This window comes from Candidatus Accumulibacter propinquus, assembly GCF_056856495.1.
Genome location: NZ_JBSEHC010000001.1, coordinates 139,120 through 164,969 on the forward strand (window position 1 = coordinate 139,120; position 25,850 = coordinate 164,969).

A 25,850-nucleotide genomic window follows, 5' to 3' on the forward strand; every position below is an offset into this window, starting at 1 on the left:
CCGCCACGGCCGAACAGCGAAGGCTTGCAGGATGAGCAAAGCCATGGCTGTTCCTCGGGCCTCTGCCTCCTCCTGGAACCACGATGAAAACCGTTCGATCGGCGCCCGTCAAGGTGTCAAGCAAAACGCCGACCGGCATCGCCGGTTTCGATGAGATTACCGGCGGCGGTCTGCCGCAAGGCCGAACGACGCTGCTGACCGGTGGACCCGGTTCCGGCAAGACCATTTTCGCGCTGCAGTTCCTGGTGCATGGCGCGCGGGAGTGCGGGGAACCGGGAATCTTTGTCGCCTTCGAGGAGACCTCGGGACGTATCGTCACCAATGCCGAGACCTTCGGCTGGAAGCTGACCGAGTTGCAGCCCAAGACGCTGATGTTTCTCGACGCCCAGCCGCTGCCTGACCTTGTCCAGTCGGGCGATTTCGATCTCGGCGGCATGCTCGCGGCGCTCGAGGCCCAGGTCTGTACCATGGGCGCCCGGCGCATCGTGTTCGATGCGCTGGATATGGTCATCGCCCTGCTGCCCGACGCGGCCGCGCAGCGGCGCGAGATCTACCGTCTGCATGAGTGGCTATTGGCGCGCGAAGTGACGGCCATCATTACCCTGAAGGCCGGCAGCGACGAAAACGGTTCGCTCAGCCGACAGCCATTCGGCTTCATGCAGTTCATGGTCGACTGCGCCGTGGTGCTCAAGCACGGCGTGGTGCTGGGCGTCTCGCAACGCAGCCTGCGCGTACAGAAGTATCGCGGCTCCGGCTTCGATGAGGATGAGGCGCCCTTCCTCATCGTCCGGCACGGTTTCGAGGTCATCGTCGCCCGCGCCATTGGCCGGGTGGATACCCAAGTGACCAACGAACGTGTTTCCAGCGGCATCAAGCGGCTGGACACCATGTTGGGCGGTGGCTACTACCGCGGCGCCAGCGTGCTGATCACCGGCTTCTCGGGCACCGCCAAGACGACCTTGAGTGGTGCCTTCGCCGAGGCGGCCTGCCAGCGCGGCGAGCACACCCTGTTCGTCAGTTTTGATTCGGATTGCAGCGAGGTGATCCGCAATCTGGCTTCGGTCGGCATCCGGCTGGATCGTTTCGTGAAGAACGGGCGCTTGCGCATGCTTTCGGCACGCACCATCGCCGGCAGTGCCGAGGTCTACCTGGCGCGCATCAAGGCGCTGGCGAAGGAACATGGCGCCCGTTGCCTGGTGATCGATCCGGTGTCGACCTGGTCCAAGCCCGGCAGTGACTTGAGCGCGCAGAGTGTGGCCGAACGTTTGATCGACTGGTCGAAGGGCGGCGGTACGACCTTGGTGTGCACCCGGCTACTCGACGAGATGTCCGGGCCGGTCGAGGGCGAATCGCCGCTGCAGGCATCGACGGTGGTAGACACCTGGATCCACCTCAACTACCTGGTGCAGGCCGGCGAGCGCAACCGTGGCCTGTCGATCATCAAGTCACGCGGTACGGCGCATTCGAACCAGGTGCGCGAGTTGATCCTCAGCGATGCCGGCGTGACTCTGGCCGACACCTATACCGCCGGCGGCGAAGTTCTGATGGGCACGCTGCGCTGGGAAAAGGAACGCGCCGAGGCGGCCGCGCACGAGGTCGCCGAAGTCGCCGGCAAGCTGAAGCGCGTCCGGCTCGACGCCGAGGAAGCCGAACTCGAAGTCCGACTGAAATCGCTGAAGGTGGAACTGGAGGCGAAGCAGGTCGAAAAGGCGCTGTTGATCCGCTCGACGCAAAGTCACGAAGGGGAGTTGTCGCGCGGCCGTACCCGGATGCGCGAGTTGCGCGGCGCCGATGCCGCCAAACCGGTGGGCAAAGAGGACTCGCCATGAGTCGCTGCGACCTGTTCCAATTCCGGCTTTATGTCGCCGGCGATGCGCTCAACTCCGCGCAGGCGGTGAGCAATCTGACCGCGCTGTGTCGGGCGCACCTGGTGGACCGGCACGAGATCGAAGTCGTCGACGTTTTTCGTGAGCCGCAGCGCGCGCTGGCCGATGGCATTTTCATGACGCCGACGCTGGTCAAGCTGGCGCCGTCGCCGACGCGCAGGATCGTTGGTACGCTCAGCCAGACGCAGCCGGTTATGCAGGCCCTGGGCCTCGAAGCCGTCGGCGCATGAACCCGCCAGCGTCATCGCTCGGGGGGGGCACAAGCGACGAAGTTTCCGCCTTGATCGAGGTGCTGCACAAGAGCGCACAACGCCTGGAAGAACTGACCGCCGGCGAGGTGGATACGGTGGCCGACCGTGACGGCCGGACCTTCCTGCTGCGGCCCGCTCAGGACCACTTGCGCCACCAGGAAGCTGCCAAGCAGGCGGCGATCGTCGAGGCCTTGCCCGCGCAGGTGGCCTTGCTCGATACCCAGGGGCTGATCATCTCGGTGAACCGGGCGTGGCGGCAATTTGCCGAGGCGAATGCACTCCAGGGCAAGCGATGTGGCATTGGCGTCAACTACCTCGACGTTTGCGACGGCGCGCGCGCTGATGGCGCAGCCGATGGCCAACGAATGGCGATCGGAATTCGATCGGTATTGCGCGACGGGCTGAAACGTTTCTCGATGGAATACGCCTGTCATTCGCCGAGTCAGCAGCGCTGGTTCCTGATGACCGCCACTCCCGTGGCTTCTGACCGTCCGCATGGCATCGTGGTCATGCATCTGGACATCAGCGACCGAAAACGCGGCGAACTGGCGCTGCTACGCTTCACGGCGGCGATGGAGGCCATGGAGGATGCGATCTTCATGGTCGACCGCGCCAGCATGCGCCTGATTCATGTCAACGACGCCGCCTGTCGACTGGAGAACCGGACGCGCGCAGAACTGCTGGCGGTCGCGCCCTGGGTCGTGCTGTCCACGACGCGCGCAGCACTCGAGCGTACCTATGACGAGATCATCGCCAGCGGCGTCGCCGCCAGACCGCTGGAAATGCTGCGCCACCGCGACGACGGTACGCCGCTGTGGGGCGAAGTGCGGCGCCACGCACAGCGCTCGGCGAATGGCTGGACGATAGTCTCCCTGGTCCGCGACATCACGGAACGCAAGCAGGCGGCACTCGAATTACGCGAAAGCGAGCGCCGCTTCAGCGACCTGCTGCAGAATGTGGAACTGCTGGCCTTGACGCTCGACCGTGAGGCGCGGATCACGTTCTGCAACGCTCACCTGCTCCGGGTGACCGGTTGGCGAGAAGAGGACGTGATCGGGCGGAACTTGTTCGATCTTTTCATACCGCCCGAAAGGAACGACTTGCAGGCCGTCTTTGTGGCGCTGCTTGCTAATCAGCCCGCGGCCTGGCATCACGAGAACGAGATCCTTACCCGTGCGGGCGAACGCCGACTCGTTCGCTGGAACAATTCGGTGCTGCGCTCGGCCGCAGGTGAAGTGATCGGCGTCGCCGGCGTCGGCGAAGACATTACCGAGCGCAAGGCAGCGGCAGACCGGATCGCCTACCTCAACCGCGTGTATACCATGCTGAGCAGCATCAACACGCTGATCGTGCGCGTGCGCGATCGTGACGAACTTTACCGCGGGGCGTGCCGCATCGCGTCCGAGGTCGGAGGTTTCCGCATGGCGCTGATCTGCATCGTCGATCGCAGTACGATGAAGATCTCCCCGGTCGCCTCGGCGGGCAAGGGGGAGGCCCTGATGAACGCCATCAGGGACCGCCTGACATCAGGTGAGGGTACGGCAGAGACCTTGATCGCGCGGGCGATCCGGACGAAAAAGACCATCGTGTCCAACGATTCGAGAAGCGACCCAAGCCTTGTCTTTGGCCTGGAATACGCCGAAGCCAGCGTCCGCTCGCTGGCCGTCCTGCCGCTGGTGGTTGCCAATAATGCAGTCGGCGTGTTCGCGCTGTACGCCTGCGAGAGCGAATTCTTCCACGCGGAAGAGTTGAAGCTGTTGACGGAACTGGCCGGCGATATCGCCTTTGCCATCGATCACCTCGACAAGCAGGAGCGGCTCGATTACCTGGCTTACTACGACGTACTCACCGGACTCGCCAACCGTCGGCTGTTTCTCGAACGGGTGACGCTCCATATTCAAAATGCGGTCAGCAGCGGATGTCAAGTGGTCTTGTTCCTGATCGATCTGGAGCGCTTCAAGAGCATCAACGACAGCCTCGGCAAGCGGGCCGGCGACGCCCTCCTCGGACAAGTGGCCGAGTGGCTGGTGCACCGGACGGGGGACACCAACCTGTTGGCGCGAGTGGGGGCAGACCACTTTGCCGTAGTGCTACCGGCGGTCAGGCCGGAAGGGAACGTGGCGCGCCTGCTCGATACAACGATGGCGGAGTTCCTGAACCATCCGTTCCGGCTGGACGATGCTGTGTTCCGCATCGCCTTCAAGGGCGGCGTGGCGCTGTTCCCGAACGACGGTGCCGACGCCGAGACCTTGTTCAGGAACGCCGAAGCTGCGCTCAAGATCGCCAAGGCGAGCAGCGAGCGCTACCTGTTCTACACGCAGGCGATGACCGCCACGGTGTCCAGCCGGCTCAGCCTGGAAAACCAGTTGCGCCAAGCGCTCGACAAGGGAGAATTCGTGCTCCACTATCAGCCCAAGGTGAACCTTGTGAGCGGCAAGGTCGCCGGCGCTGAAGCACTGATTCGGTGGCATGATCCGCGCACCGGTCTGGTGCCACCGGGCCGCTTCATCCCGGTCCTCGAGCAAACCGGATTGATCCATGAGGTCGGCCGCTGGGCCTTGCTCCAGGCCATCGAAGACTATCGGCGCTGCCGCGCCGCCGGCCTGGCTGTCGTGCGCATCGCGGTCAATGTGTCGCCTTTGCAACTCGGCAGTCGCGACTTCATCGCCGAGATCGTGCGGGCCATCGGTAGCGACGCGCAGGCAGCGGCTGGCCTCGAACTGGAGATCACCGAAAGCGTGATCATGGCCGACATCAGGCACAGCATCGCCAGCCTGCGGGCGATACGCGCCATGGGCGTGGGCATCGCCATCGACGACTTCGGCACCGGCTTCTCGTCGCTGAGCTACCTGGCCAAGTTGCCGGTGGACACCTTGAAGATCGACCGCTCGTTCGTGACCGACATGACGGCCACGCCCGAGGGACTGGCGCTGGTGTCCACCATCATCAACCTGGCGCATGCGCTGAAGCTCAAGGTGGTCGCCGAGGGCGTCGAAACCGACGAGCAATCGCGCTTGTTGCGCCTGCTGAACTGCGATGAAATGCAAGGCTTCGTGTTCAGCAGGCCGGTGCCGGGCAAGATCTTCGAAAGCAGGTACCTGGCCTCGTCTGCCGGCGGGTTGGCCACATCGACCGACGTGGGCCTGCAGGAGTAATGATGATGACCGTGTTTCGATCGCTTTAATCGTGTCGAAGTCGTTCTCCGGGCATTCCTTGCGCGAACGGATGTTGATCCCTGGCGTCGAGGTGCGCGACGACGTTGCTCGCCATCCAGCCCGGCCCCGCCGTTGATCTCGGTGTGCGCAAAGACCAGCAGCAAGGCAGCGCGGTCGGTCTTGCCGGCCAGATCGAGGCCGACGATCCAGCACGGGCAGGCCAGCGTCGGCGTTCAGGGCTCGCCGGAGAGCCTGCTATCGCCAAGGAGGCCCCCGCCGAACCGTGCGTCGTCGCCGCCAGGCGGCGTCGGGAAGGTCACAAACGATCTTCACTACCCCTTCGCCCTGGTCGCTGTCTATCGCCGAGAAGCGCAGCGAACGAGCCAGCCTGAGCATCGGCTGATTGTCGGCCAGGACATGCCCGTACATTTGCCTTAGACCTCGCTTCGCCGCTTCGCGGAGCAGGGCCTTGAGCAGGCGTCGCCCGATGCCCTGGTTTTGCCAGGGATCACCGATCAGCAGCGAGAAGCTGCAGTCGGTGCCGTCGCCCTGCTGTATGAAACGGCCGCCGGCGATCGGAATCTCCAGGCCGTTTTCGCGGCGCACGACGACCAGCAGATGTTCCTGGTGCGGGTCGACGTCGACGAATTTGCTCACCGCGGCGTCGGAAAACTCGGTGATCGCAGCAAAAAAACGGTTGCGGCGGGCCTTCGCCGACAACTGGTTGAGGGAGTCCTTGACCTGTGGCGCGTCGTCCAGACGCATGCGACGCATTTCAAGCCGGACGCCGTCGGTGGTATGCCAGCGGTCGACGTAGTCTTTCATGATGATGCAGCTTTCCGGAAAAGGAGACGCGCAGAAAGGATCGATTGTAACGATTTCGCGGGCACTGCTCAGCCGAAACGACCGGTGATGTACTCCTCGGTGAGCTTGGACGAGGGATTGGTGAAGATCTTCCGGGTATCGTCGAACTCGATCAGTTCTCCGATATACATGAACGCGGTGTACGCCGAGACGCGCGCGGCCTGCTGCATGTTGTGGGTGACGATCAGGATGGTGACCTTTTCCTTGAGTTCGTTGACCAGCTCCTCGATCTTCGCTGTGGCGATCGGGTCGAGCGCCGAGGTGGGTTCGTCGAACAGGAGAATCTCCGGACTGGTGGCGAGGGCCCGCGCGATGCACAAACGCTGCTGTTGTCCGCCGGAGAGATTGAACGCCAGGTCATGCAGCCGATCCTTCACTTCATCCCACAGCGCCGCGGCACGCAACGCGTCCTCGACCTTTTCGTCGATCACCTTTCGCAGGCGCTCGCCACGCACGCGCAGGCCATAGGCGACATTCTCGTAGATCGACTTGGGGAACGGGTTCGGCTTCTGGAACACCATCGAAATGCGCATGCGGACTTCGATCGGATCGACGTGCCGGTCGACGATATTGATGGCATCGGGGTAAAGCAGGATTTCCCCTTCGTAGCGCATGTTCGGGTAGAGGTCGTGCATGCGGTTGAAGCAGCGCAGAAAGGTCGACTTGCCGCAGCCCGAGGGGCCGATCAGCGCCGTGACCTGATTTTTCTCGACCGGGAAATCGATGTTCTTCAATGCCTGGAAATCGCCATAGTAGAAATTCAGCGCATTGACCTGCGCCTTGAGTTGGGTTGGCGGTTTCGGGGGGAGGGTGCTGATGGTACTCACGATGGCTTTCCTTGCTGGACCAGTAGGCGATTCACCATTTGATTCGCTTGCGGAAGTGGTAGCGGATGCCGATGGCCACAGCATTCATCGACAGGGTCATCACCACCAGTACCAGGCCGGCGGCCGCGGCGTTGGCCTGGAAAGCCTCCTCCGGTCGGGAGATCCAGTTGAACATCTGGATCGGCATCACCGTGAAGGGTGCCGCGAGCCACTCGAAGGAGATCAGGTGCTCGGGGTTACCCAGCGGCGACGGTGGCAGGAAGGCGATGAAGGTCAGGGCGCCAATGGTGATGATCGGGGCTGTTTCGCCAATCGCGCGTGCCAGGCCGATGATTACACCGGTCATGATCCCGGGCAGCGAGTAGGGAATGATGTGCTGCGAAACCATCTGCCATTTGGTCGCGCCGCAGGCGTAGGCGCCTTCGCGGATGTTCTGCGGGATGGTGCGAATGGCCTCACGGGTGGCGACGATGACCACCGGCAGGATCAGCAGGGCCAGCGTCAGGCCGGCGGCGGCGATGCTCTGACCGAGACCGAACTGGTATACGAACAGGCCCAGGGCGAGGAGCCCGTAAATGATCGACGGCACGCCGGCGAGGTTGGTGACGTTGATCTCGATGATGTCGGTAAGCAGGTTCTTCGGCGCGTACTCTTCGAGATAGATGCCCGCGCCAACGCCCACAGGCACGGCCACGACGGCGGTGACGAGCATCACCAGCGATGTGCCGACCCAGGCCGAAAGGATGCCGGCGCTGGCGGCTCGCCGTGACGGAAAACTGCTGACGAAGTCCCATGACAGGTGCGGCAGGCCGTTCTTCAGCATTTGGCCGAAGAGCATGGCAAAGACGAGCAGGGCCAGGACCAGGGCCAATACCCCGCCCAGCGCGAAGAGCCAGTCCCAGGTCTTGCGTCTGGCAATGGCCCGCCGCAGCGCGCGCAGGTGGGCGTCTCCGGCAGTTCCGGGCAATTTTTCCGTCATTTTCAGTAAGCCTCGCGAAAGTGCTTGCGCAGAACGTGGCCGAGGATATTGAACAGCAGGGTGATCAGCAACAGGGTCAGTCCGGCGGCGAAGATCGTCTGGTAGCCGATCGAACCGTGCGGCAGATCGCCGAGCGCGACCTGAACAATGTAGGCGGTGATCGTGGCCGCGGGTTCGAGCGGGTTGAGGGTGAAACTCGGCTGCATGCCAGCGGCGATGGCCACGACCATGGTTTCGCCGACCGCACGCGAGATGCCCAGGATGTACGACGAGGCCAGGCCGGACAGAGCCGCCGGAGTCACCACGAAAAGCGCCGTCTGCAGGCGGGTCGCGCCCAGGGCGTACGACGCCTCCCGCATGTTCATCGGCACCGCGCGCATCGCGTCTTCCGAAAGCGAACTCACGTAGGGGACGATCATGATGCCCATCACCAGGCCGGCCGAGAGCATGTTGAAGCCGGGCAAATCGGGGTAGATGCGTTGCAGCAGCGGGGTGACGAAGAGCAGGGCAAAGTAGCCGTAGATGATCGTCGGGATGCCACCGAGCATTTCCAGGAAGGGCTTGGCCAACTCGCGAACACGGAACGGAGCGAACTCAGAAAGATAGATGGCCAGGACGGTGCCCAGCGGAATCGCCACCAGCAAGGCGACGACGGTGGTCGTCAGGGTTCCCGAGAGCAAGGCGACGATGCCGAAATGGGCGTCGTCGAAAAGTGGTGTCCATTGCCTGTCGGTCAGGAAGTCGAACAGCGGGACGGTACGGAAGAAGAGGATCGATTCCCAGACCAGGATCGCCACGATGGCGATCGTCGTGAATACCGAAACCAGTGCGGCCAGCAGCAGCAGGCTCTCGATGCCGCGTTCAGCGAGGTGGCGGCGCCGCTTGATCGCCCGTACCCCGGCCCTGTGGTCGGCGGGAGGGTTGATCCACTGTTGTGATGAATGTTTCAAAGGCATGCTGTCCATCGGTCGGGCCTTCGGTGATTTGGCGGTCAAACCGGCCGCTTCGGCCGTGCAAACTGCGGGCCGGCGGCCGGCGAGCGCATCAGAGTTGCGCTTCGCGCTTCATCAACTGCTCGATGGTCAGACCCACTTCGTTCTGTCCACCAAAGACGGTACCGAGCTTCTTTCTTGCCAGGTGCTCAAGGTTGCCGGTGTAGGCCTTCGTCGGCAGCGGGATGTACTTCACCTCCCTGACCAGGTGCGTGGCGTTCTTCATGTAGAAGTCCACGAATTCCCTGATTTCCGGCCGCTCGAGCGATTGCTCGCTGACGTAGATGAAGATCGGTCGTGAAAGGGGCTGGTAGCTGCCGTTCTCGACGCTTTCCGGCGTCGGTGCAACCGGGCCCTTGCCGCCATCGATGGCTACAGCCTTGAGCTTCTTCCGGTTTTCGATGTAGTAGGCGAAACCAAAGTAACCGAGCGCTCCCCGATCGCCTGAAATGCCCTGTACGAGGACATTGTCGTCCTCCGAGGCCGTGAAGTCACCGCGGCTCGATTTGGCCTTGCCGACGATGGCTTCGGTAAAGTAGTCGAAGGTGCCGGAATCGGAGCCGGCACCATAAAGTTTGATCTTCTGGTCGGGCCAGGCTGGATTGACGTCCTTCCAACTGCTGATCCTGCCTTGCGCAGCGGGCTCCCAGATCTTCCTGAGTTCGGCGACAGTCATGCTGTGGATGAAGGTATTCTGCGGATTGACCATGACCGTCAGCGCGTCATAGGCAACCGGCATCTCGTAGTAGCGGATACCGGCCCTGGCGCATTCCTCCATTTCCTTTCGGAAGATCGGTCGCGAGGCGTTGGCGATGTCGATCTCGCCGCGACAGAATTTCTTGAAGCCACCACCGGTTCCGGAGATACCGACGGTGACGTTGACCGCGCCCTTCCTGGCTTTCTGGAACTCCTCGGCGACCGCCTCGGTGATCGGATAGACGGTACTCGACCCGTCCACCTTGACCACTGCCGGCGCCGCCGCCACCGGCGAGCTCAAGGCAAGGGCTAACAAACAAAAGAGTGACGGGGCGGCGGCCCGGTTCTGCAGATGACTCATGACTAACTCCAGTGGGATGTTGATTGCAGCTTCGGAGTTATTGTATGCGGGCGATGTGACGGCGAGATGACGCCCGGTGTGACAGTGTCTTGCGCGCAAGGATTGGAGGGATTGCCTGCAGATGACCGGTCGGCAAGGCGGCGCAGACGCCGCGAAGCGCTTGATCGATGTTCCGAGTTCGACAGGTTTGCCGCGCTAGTGGTTTTCACCCGGTGCCGGTTCCGGGGCAATGACGTCGCGAATCGCCGCCTTGAGGTCGGTCCGGTCCAGATGCACCAGCAACAACAGGCCGGCGCGTACGAGATCCTGCTTGCGGGTAGCGATTCCCCGGCGTGCGAGACGCTTTTTCAGCCTGGCAAGCATCTGCAACTCACTGGCGGTGAGTCGCACGTTACAACGGACGCCCGACAGCGCTTTGCTTTGCTTCGTCTTGCCGGCTTGTTGTGCCGGGGACTAAGGGGCTGTCCCGGAAAACCGCCTGCGTTTGAGTTCGTGGGCGGCAGCGTCGATGGCGTCATCGCCGGGAAGGGTGGCGGATAATGTCATGATAATCTCCATGGCAGGGTTGAGACAAACAGGACTGCGTGCTTTGGTCGGTGAATACCAGCGGTCTTCCCGCTGGTCACCATCAAGATCCGTGCATCAGGGCCTCGAGTAACTTGCGCATGTCGGTGGGACGCGGGCGGGCCTTGTTTTCACCGCCATAGACCGTACCGACCTTTTTCGCCGTGACACGTTCGAGGTTCTCGCTATACGCTCTGGCTGGCAGCGGCAGGTAGTTCACTTCCACGACCAGCCTGGCGGCATTCTTCATGAAGAAGTCGACGAAATCCTTGACGGCGGGCTTATCGAGTGATTTTTCACTGACGTAGAGGAAGAGCGGGCGCGACAGGGGCTGGTAGCTTCCGTTGCGGATGTTGTCGACCGTTGGCAGAACGGCTTCCTTGCCGTCGCTGATGGCTACTGCCTTCAACTGCTTCTGGTTTTCGACGTAATAATCGAGGCTCAGGTAACCCAGGGCATCCTTGTCGGCGGCAATGCGCTGCGCCAGCACATCATGGTCTTCGGCGGTACTGACATCGGTCCGGCTGGACCTGGCAGTACCAACAACCACTTCCGTGAAGGACTCGAAGGTCCCGGAATCGGCACCCGGCGCATAGAGCTTGATCTGCTGGGCAGGCCACGCCGGGTTGATGTCTTTCCAGGTCTTGATTCGGCCTTGTGCCGCGGGTTCCCACAGTTTCCTGAGATCGGCGACGCTCAGGCTGCTGACGAAGGCATTCTGTGGGTTGACCACCACGGTGAGTGCGTCATAGGCCAGGGGCATTTCATAGAAGCGGATGCCGGCCTTGGCGCACTCCTCCATTTCCTTTTTCAGGATCGGTCGCGACGCGTTCGAGATGTCGGTTTCGCCACGACAGAATTTCACGAAGCCGGCGCTGGTACCCGACACGCCGACATTGACGTGCACTTCGTGCAGTCTGGCGCGCTGGAATTCCTGGGCGACGGCTTCGGTGATCGGATAGACCGCGCTCGATCCGTCGATTTTTACCACTGCCGCAGCACCGCTGGCCAGCGGGCTGAACACGAGGGTAGCCGAGAAAACGAGGGCGGGAAAAAGCGCAGTTGCAACAGGGAATGACTGATCGCGGTACATGGCGAGCCTCCGTGGTTTGAGTGTGTCGAAACGACGTGGAGATTATGTGACGGGTTTGTGACGGATTGATGACAGTCCGAGGGGCTTTGCGTAACGGCCGAACGGCCGTATGGATAGCGGTCCTGTCCGACGGCTGGGGCAGGACGGGGCAAGCCGGCGCACAAGCCCGTTTGCTTGCCCCGCCCCGACCACCGATAATGCGCGTTGACGTTGGCCGGACTGGTCGGCGGAGTCAGGGGGTGGCAATGGACTTGTGGGCATGCCCGGCGGTGGTCACCGGTGCAGCGTCGGGCTTGGGCGCGGAGACAGCGCGTTATCTTACCGAGGCCGGCGCCAAGGTGACGGTGATCGACATTGATGGCGCAGGGGTCCGGAAACTTGCCGACGAGATCGGTGCGCACGCCATTCCCTGCGATGTCGCCGATGCACACTCGGCAGAGCAGGCGCTCGCCATGGCCTGCGCAGTCCATGGCGCGGCGCGCGTGCTGGTGCACTGCGTCGGGCGTGGCCACTCCGAGCCGATTCTCGGCTCCGGTGGTCCGATGCCACTGGAGGATTTTCGTCAACTCGTCGAGGTTAACCTGATCTCGACCTTCAACATGATGCGGCTGGCTGCCGCCGACATGGCCGGGCTGCCACCGCTGGCCAACGGCGAGCGTGGCATCATCCTGTCGACGGCGTCAGTCTCGGCCTACGATGGACAAAGCGGCGAGGCGGCCTACTCGGCCTCCAAGGGCGGGGTCGTCAGCATGATCCTGCCGGCCGCCCGCGAACTCGGTCCTCTGGGCATCCGTGTGGTCGGCATCGCCCCCGGACTGTTTGGCACTCAGACGCTGTTTGACATGGAAAAGAACCTTGATTCGCGTCTGGCGCGGCAGATTCCATTTCCCCACCGCTTTGGTGATCCTGCAGAGTTCGCCATGCTGGTCCTGCACGTCATCAAGAACGTCATGATCAATGGCAGTGTGCTGCGTCTGGACGGTGGTTATCACCGCTGAGTTGGGAGTCTGATGACCGAGGAGGGGCCGTGAGCAAGAGCATTGTCATGCACCTGGTGTCGCATGCTTCAGGTGAGCTGATCGAGATGCTGGCGCGCTACGCTGTTGCCCAACTGGACGGGGTCGAAGTGGAGCGACGGCTGTGGAAAGTGGTTCGTCGCCTGGACCAGGTGCCCGAAATTCTCGGAGCGCTGGCGAGCTCGCCCGGCTACGTCCTGCACAGCATCAGCCACAGTGACGTCCGGGCGGCGCTGGAAGAAGGTTGCCTCCGACTCGATGTGCCTTGCCAGTTTGCGCTGGAACCCTTGCTCGGCAGGCTCGCCGACTACTCCGGAGCGGCCGTGCAGTCGCACAACAGTACCGGTGACGCCTTTGACGAGGACTATTACCACCGCGTCGAGGCCATGAAGTACACGTTGGCGCACGATGACGGGATCGGCAGCGACGATCTGGACGGCGCCGATGTCATTGTCGTCGGGGTGTCGCGGGCGACCAAGACGCCGACCTGCATGTATCTCGCTTCACGCGGCATCAAGGCCGCCAATGTGCCGCTGGTACCGGGTGCGCCGCCGCCGCGAGGGCTGTTACGAGCGATCGGGCCGCTCGTCGTCGGGCTGACTGTCGATCCGACGCGATTGGCGATGGTCAGGGCGGCCCGCCTGGTATCCCTGAAGGACGACACCAACCACGACTATGCCGACCTCGATGCGCTGCGTAAGGAAGTCCTGGACGCGCGTCGCCTGTTTCTGAGGCGCGGCTGGCCGATCATCGATGCCAGCCATCGCTCGATTGAACAGACGGCATCAATGATCATCGAAATGTTGAGGACTCGGGCGGGGGAGCGCCGCTAGGCTGTTCGATGACTCTGAGAATCGACCTGAAAAGCGCCATCCTGGCGCTGTCAGACGCCCTCGATCTGGTCGGGGTGAATGACTTCCAGCACGGCAAGCGGGTGGCCATGATCGCCCGCGAAACGGCGTTGATGCTCGGTTTGCCAGATAAGCGGCTGGATCGCCTGGTCTGCGCGAGCCTGCTGCATGACCTCGGGGTGTCCTCGACCGCCGTGCACCGACGCCTGCTGCACGAAGCGGACTGGGATGCCAGACACACCCACTGCGAAACCGGTTATTGCCTGCTGCAGCCCTTTGCCCATCTGTCGCAGGTGGCCATGGCGATCCGCTATCACCATACGCCGTGGGTGGAACTGCCCGCTGGTCTGGACGAGGCGGATGCCCTCGACAGCAACCTGATTCTTCTCGGTGACCGGGTGGACGCCTGCCTGCTGCAACTCGGTCTGGAAAATCCGCTGTTCAATCGTCACGGGATTGTCGATGCGGTGGCCAGCCTCGCCGGCCGGGAGCTGTCACCGGAGGTGGTAGAGGCCTTCCTCGCGGCTGCCACCAGGGAAGCCTTCTGGATTGCCCTGGTGCCCCGTCATGTCCAGAGCTACCTCGCCGATCTGCCGTTGAAGGACTGGCGGATCACCATCGATTTCCCGCAGTTTGGCCACGTGGCGCGGCTGATCTCAAGCATCGTGGACGCCAAGAGCCACTTCACGGCAGCCCATTCGCTGGGCGTCGCGCAACTGGCCCGTTACCTCGGAGAGCACGTGGGACTACCCGCTGATGCGCTGGCCGAGGTCGAGGTCGCCGGGCTGATGCACGATGTCGGCAAACTGTGCGTGCCGGACGAGATCGTTGACAAGCCGGCGCCACTGACGCCGCTGGAGTTTTCGGTGATGGAGCGGCACAGCTTCGAAACCTACCAGATCCTGCGCCATATTCCTGGCCTTGAGCAGGTCGCCGAATGGGCGGCCTTTCATCATGAGGCGCTCAATGGCCATGGCTACCCGTTTCGGCGCAGTGCCGAGCGCCTCTCGCCCGAGGCGCGGATCATCGCGGTGGCGGATATTTTTCAGGCTCTGGCACAGGAGCGTCCCTACCGCGGGCGGCAACGCGTCGAACAGATTCCACATTTTCTGAATGCTTTCGTGAATCAGGGCGTGCTCGATGGCGATCTGGTCGCGCTGGCCTGTGCGGACCTCGACGGCTGTTGGCGCGCGGCGACACCAGAGGTGTTGCCGGGAAGCGCCTGAAATGGTGAGAGCCGATGCGTCTGGCGCTGCCACCCATCGCCTTTCAGTCGGCGGTGACCCAGTGGCGACAACGTTCGACGGCTCGTCGCCAGCCGGCGAGCAGGGCAGCGCGCTGGTCTGCGGTCATCGTCGGTTCAAACCGACGCTCCGCACGCCAGAGTGAAGTCAGTTCAGCTTCGTCCTGCCAGAAGCCTACCGCCAGCCCCGCCAGATAGGCGGCGCCGAGAGCCGTCGTTTCGGTAACCCGCGGACGAATCACCGGCACACCGAGCAGGTCGGCCTGAAACTGCAGCAAGAGCGTATTGCCCGCGGCGCCGCCATCGACGCGCAATTCGCACAGGCTCCCGCCGGCATCCAGCTCCATCGCCTGCAGCACCTCGGCACTCTGGAAGGCGATGGCCTCAAGCGCTGCGCGCGCGATATGCGCGCGGTTGGTGCCGCGCGTCATGCCGAGCAGGGCGCCGCGTGCGTAGGGGTCCCAGTATGGGGCGCCCAGGCCGGTATGTGCGGGTACCAGAAAAACACCATCGCTGTCCGGGACGGAGGCGGCCAGTGCCTCGATCTGGTCCGAACTGGCAATCAGCCCGAGCCCGTCGCGCAACCATTGCACGATGGCGCCGCCCATGAAGACGCTGCCTTCGAGCAGGTAAGTCGTTTGCCCGTGTCGTTGCCAGCCGATGGTGGTCAGCATCCGATGCCTGGAGTTCATCGCCTGGCTGCCGGTATTCATCAACAGGAAGCAGCCGGTGCCGTAGGTGTTCTTGGCCATGCCCGGCTGCAGGCAAGCCTGGCCAAAGGTGGCTGCTTGCTGGTCGCCGGCGATGCCGGCGAGTGGAATCGGAGCGCCCAGGCAATCCGGGTCGAGAGTGGTGATCAGACCGCTGCTGTCGACGATCTGCGGAAGCACCGCTGTCGGGATGTCGAGCAGGCCCAGTAACTCGTCGTCCCAGCAACGACGCCTGATGTCGAAGAGCAGCGTGCGCGCGGCATTCGACGGATCGGTGACGTGCACCCGGCCGCCGGAGAGCTTCCATGCGAGCCAACTGTCGATCGTGCCGAAAGCCAGTTCGCCACGGCCGGCGCGGGCGCGGGCGCCGGGAACGTGGTCGAGCAGCCATTTCAGTTTGGTGCCCGAGAAATACGCGTCGAGAACCAGACCGGTTCGTTCGCGGAACAATTCGGCGTGTCCGGCAGCTGCCAGGCTGTCGCAGAGTCCCGCCGTGCGTCGATCCTGCCAGACGATCGCCCGGTGCAGCGGTTGGCCGCTGTGGCGATCCCACAGCACGGTCGTTTCTCTCTGGTTGGTGATACCGACTGCGGCGACCTGGTTCGCCGCGATGCCATTGTCGCGCAGGACGGTGCGCGCGACGGTCAACTGCGTTTCCCAGATCTCGGCGGCGTCGTGCTCGACCCATCCGGGTTGCGGGTAGTGCTGGGTGAACTCCTGCTGCGAGAGCGCCGCGATGCTGCCGTCGCGTCTGAAAAGTATGGCTCGGGAACTGGTTGTGCCCTGATCGAGGGCGAGAATGAATGCTGGGCAGGTGAGTGGCTGCATCAGGCAAACTCCCGGCGAGAAGTCGTGGTGGTCGATAGTCCGGGCCGAACGCTGGACGTTCTGGCAGCGGCTGTACTCAGGGTTTGACGATCAGTTCGGCGATCCAGTGCTTGAAGTCGCCGATTCTGGGGTCGTAGCTTTCGCAGGCCATCAGGCTCTGTCCAAAGACGTAGGCGTAGAGCAGCAGGCTGCGGCTTTTCGCCTCGTCGTCGGGAACGCCTCGGGCAACGAACAATTTGCGGGTGCATTCCAGCCGCCAGGCGTCGACTTCCTCGACGACCGCTGCGGCCTGGGCATCTCGGCGTGCCCATTCGCGTACCGCCAGTTCGATCGAGATCCCCCGGCGGTTGCGTGTCGCACCATAGACGTCGATCAGATGCAGGAGCTGCTCATGCTCCCTGCCCGGTGTGGACACACTCTGCTTGTGGATGTCGCGGATGCGGCCGTCGCGCCAGGTTTCCAGGACCGCCGTGAAGAGGTCCTGACGGTCCTTGAAGTGCCAGTAGAAGCTGCCCTTGGTGACCCCGAAGTTCTTCGCCAAAACCTCGACACGCATACCCTGCACACCCTGTTCGGCAAGCATGTCGATCGCCGCTTCGACCCATCCGTTGCGGTCGAGCGAAGCACGTGGTCTGGCATTTTCGAGCTTCATCGTCATCGAATCCTTTCCTGATTCACGCGTGTCAGGCAATATTGCTGATTGTTGTGTCGCTGCGTCGCCGGGCGCTGTTGACAGCCATTACTCCATACGGTACCGTACGCCATCCATACGATAAAGTATGGTCTATTGTCCGGTCAGAATTCGGCAATGTCAAACGCGGCCTGTCCTGCCCGTGCTTGATCTCGATTACTGTGGTTAGTGATAAAGGAGAAAAATTTGAAAATCCTCGTTCCAGTCAAACGTGTGGTGGATTACAACGTCAAGGTGCGGGTCAAGTCCGATGCCAGCGACGTCGAACTGGCCAACGTCAAGATGTCGATGAATCCCTTCGATGAGATCGCCGTTGAAGAGGCCGTGCGGCTCAAGGAGGCTGGTATTGCTACCGAAGTGATCGCCGTTTCGGCGGGCGTGCTGAATTGCCAGGAAACGCTGCGCACGGCAATGGCCATCGGTGCCGACCGCGGCATCCTGATCCAGACCGATATCGAATTGCAGCCGCTGGCGGTCGCCAAGTTGCTCAAGGCCGTGTGCGAGAAGGAAAAGCCGCAGATCGTCCTTTGCGGCAAGCAGGCGATCGACGACGACGCCAACCAGACGGGGCAGATGCTGGCCGGACTGATGAACTGGCCGCAGGCAACCTTCGCGTCGAAGATCGTCGTCGCTGGCCAGTTGGCGACCGTGACCCGCGAAATCGACGGCGGCCTGGAAACCGTCGAGGTGCCGCTGCCGGCCGTGCTGACCGCCGACCTGCGCCTCAACGAGCCGCGCTACGCGACCTTGCCGAACATCATGAAAGCCAAGAGGAAGCCGCTCGAAACCACCAACCCGGCGGCGCTGGGTGTCGATGTGACGCCGCGTCTGAAGACCCTCAAGGTTGCCGAGCCCGCGAAGCGTACTGCCGGCATCAAGGTGGCCGACGCCGCCGCACTGGTGATGAAACTCAAGACTGAAGCGAAGGTGATCTGACCATGGCCATTCTCGTTATTGCTGAACACGACAATACCTCGATCAAGGCGGCTACGCTCAATGCGGTCACGGCGGCGACGAAGATCGGTGGCGACGTTCACCTGCTGGTTGCCGGCTCCGCCTGCGCGGCAGCGGCCGAGGCGGCTGCCCGGATCGCCGGAGTGAGCAAGGTTCTGGTTGCCGATGCCGGGCATTATGCCGACCAGTCACCGGAGAACCTGGCGGCGCTGGTCGTCGCCAATGCCGCCGCCTATGCCTGTTTGCTTGCCGGGGCGACCACCATCGGCAAGAACTTCATGCCGCGCGTGGCGGCACTGCTCGACGTTGCGCAGATTTCCGAGATCGTCGCCGTCGAATCGCCTGATACCTTCGTACGCCCGATCTACGCCGGCAACGTCGTCGCCACTGTTCGATCGACCGACCCGATCAAGGTCATTACCGTAAGGGCAACGGCCTTCGAAGCGGCAGGTGAAGGAGGCAGTGCCGTTATCGAAAGTCTGCCGGCCGGCCCCGACCTCGCCCAGAGCAGGCTGGTCGGTCGCGAGTTGACCAAGTCGGAGCGTCCCGAACTCACCGCCGCCAAGGTCATTGTCGCCGGCGGTCGTGGCCTGGGCAGCGGCGAGAACTTTCACAAGCTGCTGGAACCGCTGGCCGACAAGCTCGGCGCCGCACTCGGTGCCTCGCGTGCAGCGGTTGACGCCGGTTTCGTGCCGAACGACTATCAGGTCGGACAGACGGGCAAGATCGTCGCGCCGCAGCTCTACATCGCGGTCGGCATTTCCGGGGCCATACAGCATCTGGCGGGAATGAAGGACAGCAAAGTGATTGTGGCGATCAACAAGGACGCCGAGGCACCGATCTTCCAGGTCGCCGATTATGGTCTGGTCGGTGACCTCTTCGATGTCCTGCCGGCATTGTTGAAGGAACTGGGCTGACCAGCACCGGGCTGCGCGAGGCCACATGAACCTGCCGGACGGCCTGCTGGATGGTGGCTGGACGGCCTGGCTGCTGTTTGTTGCCGGCGTGGGTCTGGCTGCCTGGCGGGCGCCGTGGCATGTGCTCGCCGACAGCAACCGCCTGCACGTCTTCCTGGGGACAATCGTCGCGCTGCTCCTGCTCTGGCACCTCAAGGCCGGGGTCAAACCCGGCCTTTCGCTGCACCTGCTGGGGGCGACATTCCTTACCTTGTGTTATGGATGGGCACTGGCCGGCATCGGCCTGTGCCTGGTACTGGTCGGGGCCAGTCTGAACGGTATTGCCGGTTGGCAGGCCTTTGCGGTCAACGCCCTGCTGATGGCGGGCGTTGGCGTCGCCGCGAGCCATGCGGTCCATCTTCTGGTAGACCGAGTGCTGCCACGCCATATGTTCGTCTATATATTCGGCAAGGGTTTCTTCGCCGCGGCGTTGACGGTAATCGCCGTCGGTGCGGCGTCGTGTCTGCTGTTGACGCTTGCAGGAGCCTACAGCGGCGAGTATCTGAGCAGCGAGTATCTGCCTTATTTCTTTCTGCTCGGTTTTTCCGAGGCCTGGTTGTCGGGAATGCTGACCACACTGCTTGCCGTGTATCGACCGGAATTGCTGGCTGATTTTGACGATGCGCAGTTTCTCGGTAGAAAATGATTGTCCCGGAATCGTTTCCTGTGTTACTGCCTGGCACGACAAGGTATGCTTTCCCGATGGGCTTGAGATTCCTGCGTAGCGCGCTGACTGTTGCGGCACTCCTGCTGCCTCTGGCCGTACCCGAGGCGAGGGCGATCGTCCTCGGTGAACTGCGCAGTAGTTCCCGTGTCGGCCAGGTTCTGCGTGCGGAAATTGACGTTGCGGAGCATCCGGCGGAGCGCTTTGACCCGGCCTGCCTGAAGCTTTACCGTCCGGAGTCAGTGAGCGATGAACTGCCATGGATTACATCGGCACGCCTGAGCTACCGGAGAGAGAACGGCCGCAATACCTTGAACGTCGTTTCACAGGCACCCCTGCTCGACCCGGTGGTGCACCTGGGGGTACGCTCGGAATGTGCTGGCGGTACCTCGCGGCAATACACCCTGCTGCTCACGGCACCCGCCGGGCAGGCCTCGGCTGCGGTGCCGCGCGCAGGAAGCGGGCCGGTGGTGCCAGCCGACAGCGCATCGGCACTCCCACCTGCAGCGGCACCCCGCGGGCAGTCAGAAAAGACACCAGTTCGCAGTAGACCGGCAGCTGTCGGTCCGCGTCCGGACTCGCCGATGCCGGCGAGCGAGCGCGGCGAAGAAGGCGTGCCCCTGCGCCTGAGCGACGAATTGTCGGCGCCAGCCCCGAGCAGCGAGTTGGGCCGTGAGTTGTTCCGCCTGCAGCATCGCACGCTGCAGATGCTCAACGATCCGAATGACCAGCAGCAGTCCCTCAGCGAGAAGCTGGCCTGGCTGGAAGCGAATGTTGCCGAACTGAAGAGGGCAGGGGACCGCCTCGAAGGGACGGCCGCGGCGATTCCTGCAGCTACTTCCGTGGCGAAGGCGGGCAACCCGGTGGTTGAACAAACCGCACCGTTGTCCGTGGCTCCTGCCCCGGCTTCGTCAGCATCGGCAGGGAGTCAGCCGCCAGCTTCAGCCGAGACGGCAAAGGTGTCCGGCAGTGCTGCGGCGCAGCCGACCCGTCGACCGCAGTCGGCCGCCGTCCCGGACGCCGAGCCCTGGGTCTTGTACGCCGGACTTGTCGCGGCGGTATTCCTGGTAGGTTTGCTTTTCCGCCGTCGCGAAAGCCAGGAGACTGCGCATCAGTCCACATCGAGCGCTGCCGCCGGAAAGGCACGACGCGAACCAGAGGTTTCGCGGCTGCCTGAGGAGGTGGTGACTGCAGTGCCGGTCGCGGTTGCTGCCCGTGTCGTGACGGCCTCCGCCACAGCAGCGCCGACGCCCTTGCCGCAGCCAGCGTTGGTGCCGGTGCAAGCCTCCAGTCCGGAGCCCGAAGCGAGCGGTGCGGGTCCGGCGCTCGAACTTGCCGAGATCATGCTTTCTTTCGGCCGCGTCAGCGGTGCGGCGAAAACTCTTGAGGAATACCTCGCCGCCCTGCCGCAGGAGTCGGTGCGACCCTGGATCCGCCTGCTGCAGATTTATCAGCGCAACGGCATGCGCGACGAATTCGAAGCGCTGACTCTGAAACTGAACCGGAATTTCAACGTTGAGATCATGCGTTGGGATGGCGGCGACTCGCAGAAGGAACTGCAACTCTTGCCGCTGGATACGCAGCAGGGCAAGGCGATGACGCTGGAGGACATCCCGCGCATTCGCGACCAGATCATTGCGCTCTGGGGAAGGCCGGAATGTCCTGGTTACCTGGAAAAACTGCTGCGCGACAATCGCGATGGACAGCGCAGCGGTTTTACCTTGCCGGTAGTCGAGGAAATCTTGTTCTTGATCGACATCGTGGCGACCCGCGAAGCCGCGCAGCAGTTTTCACAGAACCCTTAAGAGGAGAAATACATGAGTGAATACATTGCCCCCATCCGTGACATGCAGTTTGTGCTCAAGGAACTTGCCGGGCTGGACGAGGTGGCGCAATTGCCTGGTTGCGAAGAAGCAACCCCGGATCTGGTCGATGCGGTGCTCGAGGAAGCGGGACGCTTTGCCGAGGAAGTCCTGTCACCGATCAACTGGTCCGGTGATCAGGAGGGGGCTCGCTGGCAAGACAAGGCGGTGACCATGCCTGCCGGCTTCAAGGAAGCTTACAAGCTGTTCGCCGATAGCGGCTGGACGGCGCTGGCCTGCGAACCCGAGTGGGGTGGTCAGGGGCTGCCCAAGGTCGTTGCCGCTGCCGTCGCCGAAATGTGGAAAGCGGCCAACCACTCGTTTTCTCTATGCCCCCTGCTGACCGCCGGGGCCATCGAGTCGCTGGTACTTACCGGCAGCGACGAGCTCAAGCAGACTTACCTCGAAAAGATGGTCAGCGGCGTGTGGACCGGTACGATGAACCTTACCGAGCCGAGCGCCGGCTCCGATCTTGCCGCCGTACGCACACGTGCCGAGCCGCAGGAAGACGGCACCTACAAGATCTTCGGACAGAAAATCTTCATCACCTATGGTGACCACGATATGGCGGAGAACATCATCCATCTCGTGCTTGCTCGTACTCCGACGGCCCCCGAGGGGGTCAAGGGGATTTCGCTGTTTATTGTTCCGAAGTTCATGGTCAACGACGACGGCAGCCTGGGGGCTCTCAACGATGCCTATTGCGTGTCGATCGAGCACAAGTTGGGTATCCACGCCAGCCCGACCGCGATCATGGCTTTTGGCGATCAAAGCGGTGCCGTCGGCTACCTGGTCGGCGAGGAGAATCGCGGTCTGGAATACATGTTCATCATGATGAATGCGGCGCGTTTTGGCGTCGGCCTCGAAGGCGTTGCCGCTTGCGAGCGGGCTTACCAGCGCGCGCGCGACTATGCGCGCGAGCGCATCCAGTGTACCGACATCGGCGTACGCGGCGGCCCAAAGGTGGCGATCATCAACCATCCCGACGTCCGCCGCATGCTGATGACCATGAAGTCGCGCGCCGAGGCCACCCGGGCTCTGGCCTACGTGGTGGCCGCCGCGCACGATGCCGCAGTGCACCATCCAGACAACGAGGTACGCAAGCGCAACCAGGCTTTTGTCGATCTGATGATCCCGGTGGTCAAGGGCTGGAGTACCGAATCGGGAGTCACCATGGCTTCGCTCGGGGTGCAGGTACATGGCGGCATGGGTTACGTCGAAGAAACCGGCGCCGCGCAGCACTTGCGTGATGCCCAGATTTCGACGATCTACGAAGGGACCACGGGCATCCAGGCCAATGACCTGATCGGCCGCAAGATTGCTCGCGAAGGCGGCGCCACTCTCAACGCGCTGATTGCTGACATGCGTGCGCTCGACGCCGACCTGGCTCAGCGGAGCGGGGGAGAACTCGCGGCCATCCGTAGTCGCTTTGCCGCCGGCGTCGACGCCCTGGCGAGCGCCGGGGAATGGCTGGTGGCCACTTATGGCAAGGATGTTCGTGCGGCATCGGCGGGCGCGGTTCCTTTCCTGACGCTGCTTGGCATCGTTGCCGGAGGTTGGCAGATGGTCCGTGCTGCGCTGATTTCACAGGAAAAGATCGACGCGGGTGACAGTGATCCCTTCTACCCGGCAAAGATCGTTACCGCGCGCTTCTATGCCGACCACGTGTTGTCGCAGGCCGCCGGTCTGGCGAGCAGTGTGACCGATGGTGCCGAAGGGGTGCTGGCACTGCCCGAAGACATGTTCTGAGCGGCGGATAGTGGCGGTCCCTTCGGGTGGGCCGCCGCTGCTCATGTTCGGCGGGTTCGGTCTTGCCGTCTGCCGGCAGGACCGAACCCGCGCAATCAGACCAGGAATGCCAATGCACAGCCAACGCAAACTCGTCCAGACCAGCCTGATTCCGATCCGCTGGGGCGATATGGACGCCTACGGACACGTCAATAACACCATCTACTTCCGCTACATGGAGCAGGCCCGCGTTGAGTACCTTGAAACCCTCGGCTTCAAGGTCATGCCGCGGGGCTCGGCACCGGTGATCATCAACGCCAGTTGCACCTTTCTGGTTCCCCTGAACTATCCGGGTGTCGTCGAAGTGCGCATGTTCTGCGGCCGTCCCGGGCGCAGTAGCGTGCCGACGTACTACGAAATCGGGTTGCAGGGCGACGACACCCTGTATGCGACAGGCGACTCGAAAATCGTCTGGATGGATGTGGCGACCGGCAAGTCGGTACCGATTCCCGACGAACTGCGTGCGGAATTGCCTGCCTGAGCACAGGAGGAGCGAGGTCATGGAAAACGAAGCCCTCTGGCGCCCCAGCGCCGATGCTGTCGCGACAGCGAAACTCAGTTCCTTCATCGCCGCAGTCAACCTGCGTTGGCAAGCCGGCTGTTCGGATTACGCCAGCCTCTGGCGCTGGTCGGTGGCCAGTCCCGAGGCGTTCTGGCGTTCGCTGTGGGATGAATGCCGGGTGCTCGGCGAATGCGGTGCGAGCGTCGTCGAAGACGGCGACCGCATGCCGGGCGCCCGCTGGTTTCCGCAGGCCCGGGTCAATTATGCACAGAACCTCCTGCGCCGCCGCGATGACGCCGACGCCCTGGTTTTCTGGGGAGAGGACAAGATAAGGCGCCGCCTCTCCCGAGGCGAGCTTTATGTACAGGTTTCGCGCTGTGCGCAGGCGCTGAAGGCTGCTGGTGTCGTCCAGGGTGACCGCGTCGCCGCCTATCTGCCGAACATGCCCGAGGCGTTGATCGCCATGCTGGCAACGGCTGCGCTCGGCGCCATCTGGTCGTCCGCATCGCCTGATTTCGGGGTACAGGGGGTCCTGGACCGTTTCGGGCAGATTGAACCGAAGATCCTGCTGTGCGTTGACGGTTACTGGTACAACGGCAAGCGGGTCGACTGCATGGCCAAGAACGCCGAAGTCGCCGCGCAGATGCCAAGCGTGGAGCGGACGCTGGTCGTCTCCTGCCTGGACGATTCGCCGGCAGTGTCCAGCATCCGCAATGGCGTGCGCTACGTCGACTTCGTCGCACCGTACGCCGCTGCCGAGATCGAGTTTGTGCCGCTACCTTTCGCGCACCCGCTATTCATCATGTTTTCCTCGGGCACCACCGGGGTGCCGAAGTGCATCGTCCACTGTCATGGCGGTGCCTTGCTGCAGCACCTCAAGGAGCACCAACTGCACGGCGACATCAGGCCGGATGACCGCATCTTCTACTTCACCACCTGCGGCTGGATGATGTGGAACTGGCTGGTTTCGGCGCTTGCCTCAGGCGCCGTGCTGCTGCTCTACGATGGTTCGCCGTTCGTGCGGGGGGCCGGCCGACCGGGAACGATCCTTTTCGACTACGCCGACGCCGAGCGCATGACACACTTTGGTACCTCGGCCAAGTTCATCGACGCGATTGCCAAAAGCGGCCTCCAACCGCGTCAGACACACCGCCTCGAGCATCTTCGAGTCATGTTTTCGACCGGCAGCCCTCTGGCGCCGGAGAGCTTTGACTACGTCTATCGCGAAATCAAGGCAGATCTTCTGCTGGCGTCGATTTCCGGCGGTACCGACATCCTGTCGTGCTTCGCACTGGGTAGTCCGATCCTTCCGGTTTACCGCGGCGAGTTGCAGTGTCGCGGCCTCGGCATGGCCGTCGACGTCTTCGACGCGGAGGGCCGGCCGATTCCCGCAGGGCTGGGCGAACGTGGCGAACTGGTGTGCACCGCGCCCTTCCCGGCAATGCCGGTCGGATTCTGGAACGATCCCGAAGGCGCCAAGTACCACGCCGCCTACTTCGAGCGCTTCCCCAATGTCTGGTGCCACGGCGATTTCGTCGAACTCACCACCAACGAGGGCATGATCATCTACGGTCGCTCGGATGCCGTACTCAATCCCGGCGGGGTGCGTATCGGCACCGGGGAGATCTATCGCCAGGTCGAACAACTGCCGGAGGTCGTCGAGTCGCTGGTCATCGGCCAGGAGTGGGCGCGTGACCAGCGGGTGGTCCTGTTCGTCAAGCTGAGTGAGGGGATGACCCTTGACGAAGCGCTGGTCGGCCGCATCCGCCAACAGATTCGCCAGAATACGACGCCGCGTCACGTACCGGCCAAGGTCCTGCAGGTTGCCGACATCCCGCGCACCAAGAGCGGCAAGATCGTCGAACTCGCGGTGCGCAACGTCGTGCATGGGCGGCCGGTGAGAAACGTCGAAGCCCTGGCCAACCCGGAAGCGCTGGAATTCTTCCGTGCGCGGGCCGAACTGCAGTACTGACTCCGCGTCACGTCTCCTCATCAGCGTACGCACGTCGGCATTGCACCTGATTTGGCGAATACTCGGCGTGGCACCTCTGTTGGCTCAAGGCAGGAGTCGCTTCACGCGCATGCCAACCGCCCAGCCGGGAATGAAGGCCACCATT

Annotated in this window: 22 protein-coding genes; 13 read left to right on the forward strand and 9 right to left on the reverse strand. The window is 62.9% G+C overall.

Going from position 1 to position 25,850, the window contains the following annotated elements; genetic code table 11:
- The first annotated feature begins 83 nt into the window (after nt 1–83).
- From kaiC to AC15MQ_RS00600, 3 genes are read left to right on the forward strand one after another with little or no spacing between them, the layout of a single operon-like run.
- Complete coding sequence (kaiC, locus tag AC15MQ_RS00590; RefSeq protein WP_483079029.1) at nt 84–1,829, forward strand: circadian clock protein KaiC; 1,746 nt, start codon at nt 84–86, stop codon at nt 1,827–1,829.
- Nucleotides 1,826–2,116, forward strand: coding sequence for a circadian clock KaiB family protein (locus AC15MQ_RS00595; RefSeq protein ID WP_287652107.1), 291 nt, complete (start codon nt 1,826–1,828; stop codon nt 2,114–2,116). The genes kaiC and AC15MQ_RS00595 overlap by 4 nt, the downstream gene beginning before the upstream one ends.
- Nucleotides 2,117–2,175: 59 nt before the next feature.
- Entirely contained in the window at nt 2,176–5,292 is a 3,117-nt protein-coding gene (locus AC15MQ_RS00600; protein WP_483079222.1) for a bifunctional diguanylate cyclase/phosphodiesterase, read from the forward strand.
- A 255-nt stretch (nt 5,293–5,547) separates the two neighbouring features.
- Here the strand turns inward: AC15MQ_RS00600 and AC15MQ_RS00605 are convergent, their stop codons facing one another.
- The 7 genes from AC15MQ_RS00605 to AC15MQ_RS00635 all read right to left on the reverse strand — a co-directional run bounded on the left by AC15MQ_RS00605 (nt 5,548) and on the right by AC15MQ_RS00635 (nt 11,668).
- Nucleotides 5,548–6,117 carry a GNAT family N-acetyltransferase gene (locus tag AC15MQ_RS00605; RefSeq protein ID WP_483079030.1) on the reverse strand — a complete coding sequence of 190 codons (570 nt, stop codon included), beginning with the start codon at nt 6,115–6,117 and terminating at the stop codon, nt 5,548–5,550.
- Between the two features lie 68 nt (nt 6,118–6,185).
- Nucleotides 6,186–6,983 carry a phosphate ABC transporter ATP-binding protein PstB gene (gene pstB / locus AC15MQ_RS00610; protein WP_287665481.1) on the reverse strand — a complete coding sequence of 266 codons (798 nt, stop codon included), beginning with the start codon at nt 6,981–6,983 and terminating at the stop codon, nt 6,186–6,188.
- A 31-nt stretch (nt 6,984–7,014) separates the two neighbouring features.
- Nucleotides 7,015–7,962: a phosphate ABC transporter permease PstA gene (gene pstA / locus AC15MQ_RS00615; RefSeq protein WP_287665482.1), complete on the reverse strand. Its 948-nt coding sequence runs from the start codon at nt 7,960–7,962 to the stop codon at nt 7,015–7,017.
- 2 nt (nt 7,963–7,964) lie between these two features.
- Complete coding sequence (gene pstC / locus AC15MQ_RS00620; RefSeq protein ID WP_483079031.1) at nt 7,965–8,927, reverse strand: phosphate ABC transporter permease subunit PstC; 963 nt, start codon at nt 8,925–8,927, stop codon at nt 7,965–7,967.
- 79 nt (nt 8,928–9,006) lie between these two features.
- Nucleotides 9,007–10,011 (reverse strand): PstS family phosphate ABC transporter substrate-binding protein, encoded by a 1,005-nt coding sequence (locus AC15MQ_RS00625; protein ID WP_483079032.1) that lies wholly within the window; start codon nt 10,009–10,011, stop codon nt 9,007–9,009.
- 195 nt (nt 10,012–10,206) lie between these two features.
- On the reverse strand, nt 10,207–10,401 hold the full coding sequence (locus AC15MQ_RS00630; protein ID WP_483079033.1) for a hypothetical protein: 195 nt from the start codon (nt 10,399–10,401) through the stop codon (nt 10,207–10,209).
- Between the two features lie 238 nt (nt 10,402–10,639).
- Nucleotides 10,640–11,668 carry a PstS family phosphate ABC transporter substrate-binding protein gene (locus AC15MQ_RS00635; protein ID WP_483079034.1) on the reverse strand — a complete coding sequence of 343 codons (1,029 nt, stop codon included), beginning with the start codon at nt 11,666–11,668 and terminating at the stop codon, nt 10,640–10,642.
- A gap of 245 nt (nt 11,669–11,913) precedes the next feature.
- Between AC15MQ_RS00635 and AC15MQ_RS00640 the strand changes: the two genes are divergently transcribed.
- Genes AC15MQ_RS00640 through AC15MQ_RS00650 form a run of 3 tightly spaced genes read left to right on the forward strand, consistent with a single transcriptional unit; the run spans nt 11,914 to nt 14,761 of the window.
- Nucleotides 11,914–12,666: an SDR family oxidoreductase gene (locus AC15MQ_RS00640; RefSeq protein WP_287652156.1), complete on the forward strand. Its 753-nt coding sequence runs from the start codon at nt 11,914–11,916 to the stop codon at nt 12,664–12,666.
- Nucleotides 12,667–12,695: 29 nt separating this feature from the next.
- Entirely contained in the window at nt 12,696–13,517 is an 822-nt protein-coding gene (locus AC15MQ_RS00645) for a pyruvate, water dikinase regulatory protein (protein WP_287652116.1), read from the forward strand.
- An 8-nt stretch (nt 13,518–13,525) separates the two neighbouring features.
- The gene (locus AC15MQ_RS00650; RefSeq protein WP_350497140.1) at nt 13,526–14,761 is read left to right on the forward strand and encodes an HD-GYP domain-containing protein; all 1,236 of its coding nucleotides are present in this window, start codon (nt 13,526–13,528) and stop codon (nt 14,759–14,761) included.
- A 43-nt stretch (nt 14,762–14,804) separates the two neighbouring features.
- Here the strand turns inward: AC15MQ_RS00650 and glpK are convergent, their stop codons facing one another.
- Together glpK and AC15MQ_RS00660 are read right to left on the reverse strand one after the other, a co-directional pair.
- Complete coding sequence (gene glpK, locus AC15MQ_RS00655) at nt 14,805–16,316, reverse strand: glycerol kinase GlpK (RefSeq protein ID WP_483079035.1); 1,512 nt, start codon at nt 16,314–16,316, stop codon at nt 14,805–14,807.
- Between the two features lie 76 nt (nt 16,317–16,392).
- The gene (locus AC15MQ_RS00660; RefSeq protein WP_287652119.1) at nt 16,393–16,974 is read right to left on the reverse strand and encodes a TetR/AcrR family transcriptional regulator; all 582 of its coding nucleotides are present in this window, start codon (nt 16,972–16,974) and stop codon (nt 16,393–16,395) included.
- 219 nt (nt 16,975–17,193) lie between these two features.
- On the opposite strand from AC15MQ_RS00660, the gene AC15MQ_RS00665 reads away from it, so the two are divergent.
- The 7 genes from AC15MQ_RS00665 (at nt 17,194) to AC15MQ_RS00695 (ending at nt 25,705) form a co-directional block, all read left to right on the forward strand.
- Complete coding sequence (locus tag AC15MQ_RS00665) at nt 17,194–17,943, forward strand: electron transfer flavoprotein subunit beta/FixA family protein (RefSeq protein WP_287652120.1); 750 nt, start codon at nt 17,194–17,196, stop codon at nt 17,941–17,943.
- 2 nt (nt 17,944–17,945) lie between these two features.
- The gene (locus AC15MQ_RS00670) at nt 17,946–18,878 is read left to right on the forward strand and encodes an electron transfer flavoprotein subunit alpha/FixB family protein (RefSeq protein ID WP_287652121.1); all 933 of its coding nucleotides are present in this window, start codon (nt 17,946–17,948) and stop codon (nt 18,876–18,878) included.
- Between the two features lie 25 nt (nt 18,879–18,903).
- A complete protein-coding gene (locus tag AC15MQ_RS00675) occupies nt 18,904–19,563 on the forward strand; it encodes an energy-coupling factor ABC transporter permease (RefSeq protein ID WP_287652122.1) in 660 nt (219 codons plus the stop codon).
- Between the two features lie 56 nt (nt 19,564–19,619).
- Nucleotides 19,620–21,386, forward strand: coding sequence for a type IV pilus assembly protein FimV (locus AC15MQ_RS00680; protein WP_483079036.1), 1,767 nt, complete (start codon nt 19,620–19,622; stop codon nt 21,384–21,386).
- Nucleotides 21,387–21,398: 12 nt separating this feature from the next.
- The gene (locus AC15MQ_RS00685; protein WP_287665492.1) at nt 21,399–23,192 is read left to right on the forward strand and encodes an acyl-CoA dehydrogenase C-terminal domain-containing protein; all 1,794 of its coding nucleotides are present in this window, start codon (nt 21,399–21,401) and stop codon (nt 23,190–23,192) included.
- Between the two features lie 112 nt (nt 23,193–23,304).
- Complete coding sequence (locus tag AC15MQ_RS00690) at nt 23,305–23,712, forward strand: acyl-CoA thioesterase (protein ID WP_287652125.1); 408 nt, start codon at nt 23,305–23,307, stop codon at nt 23,710–23,712.
- A 19-nt stretch (nt 23,713–23,731) separates the two neighbouring features.
- Nucleotides 23,732–25,705, forward strand: coding sequence for an acetoacetate--CoA ligase (locus tag AC15MQ_RS00695; protein WP_483079037.1), 1,974 nt, complete (start codon nt 23,732–23,734; stop codon nt 25,703–25,705).
- Nucleotides 25,706–25,850 lie beyond the last annotated feature (145 nt).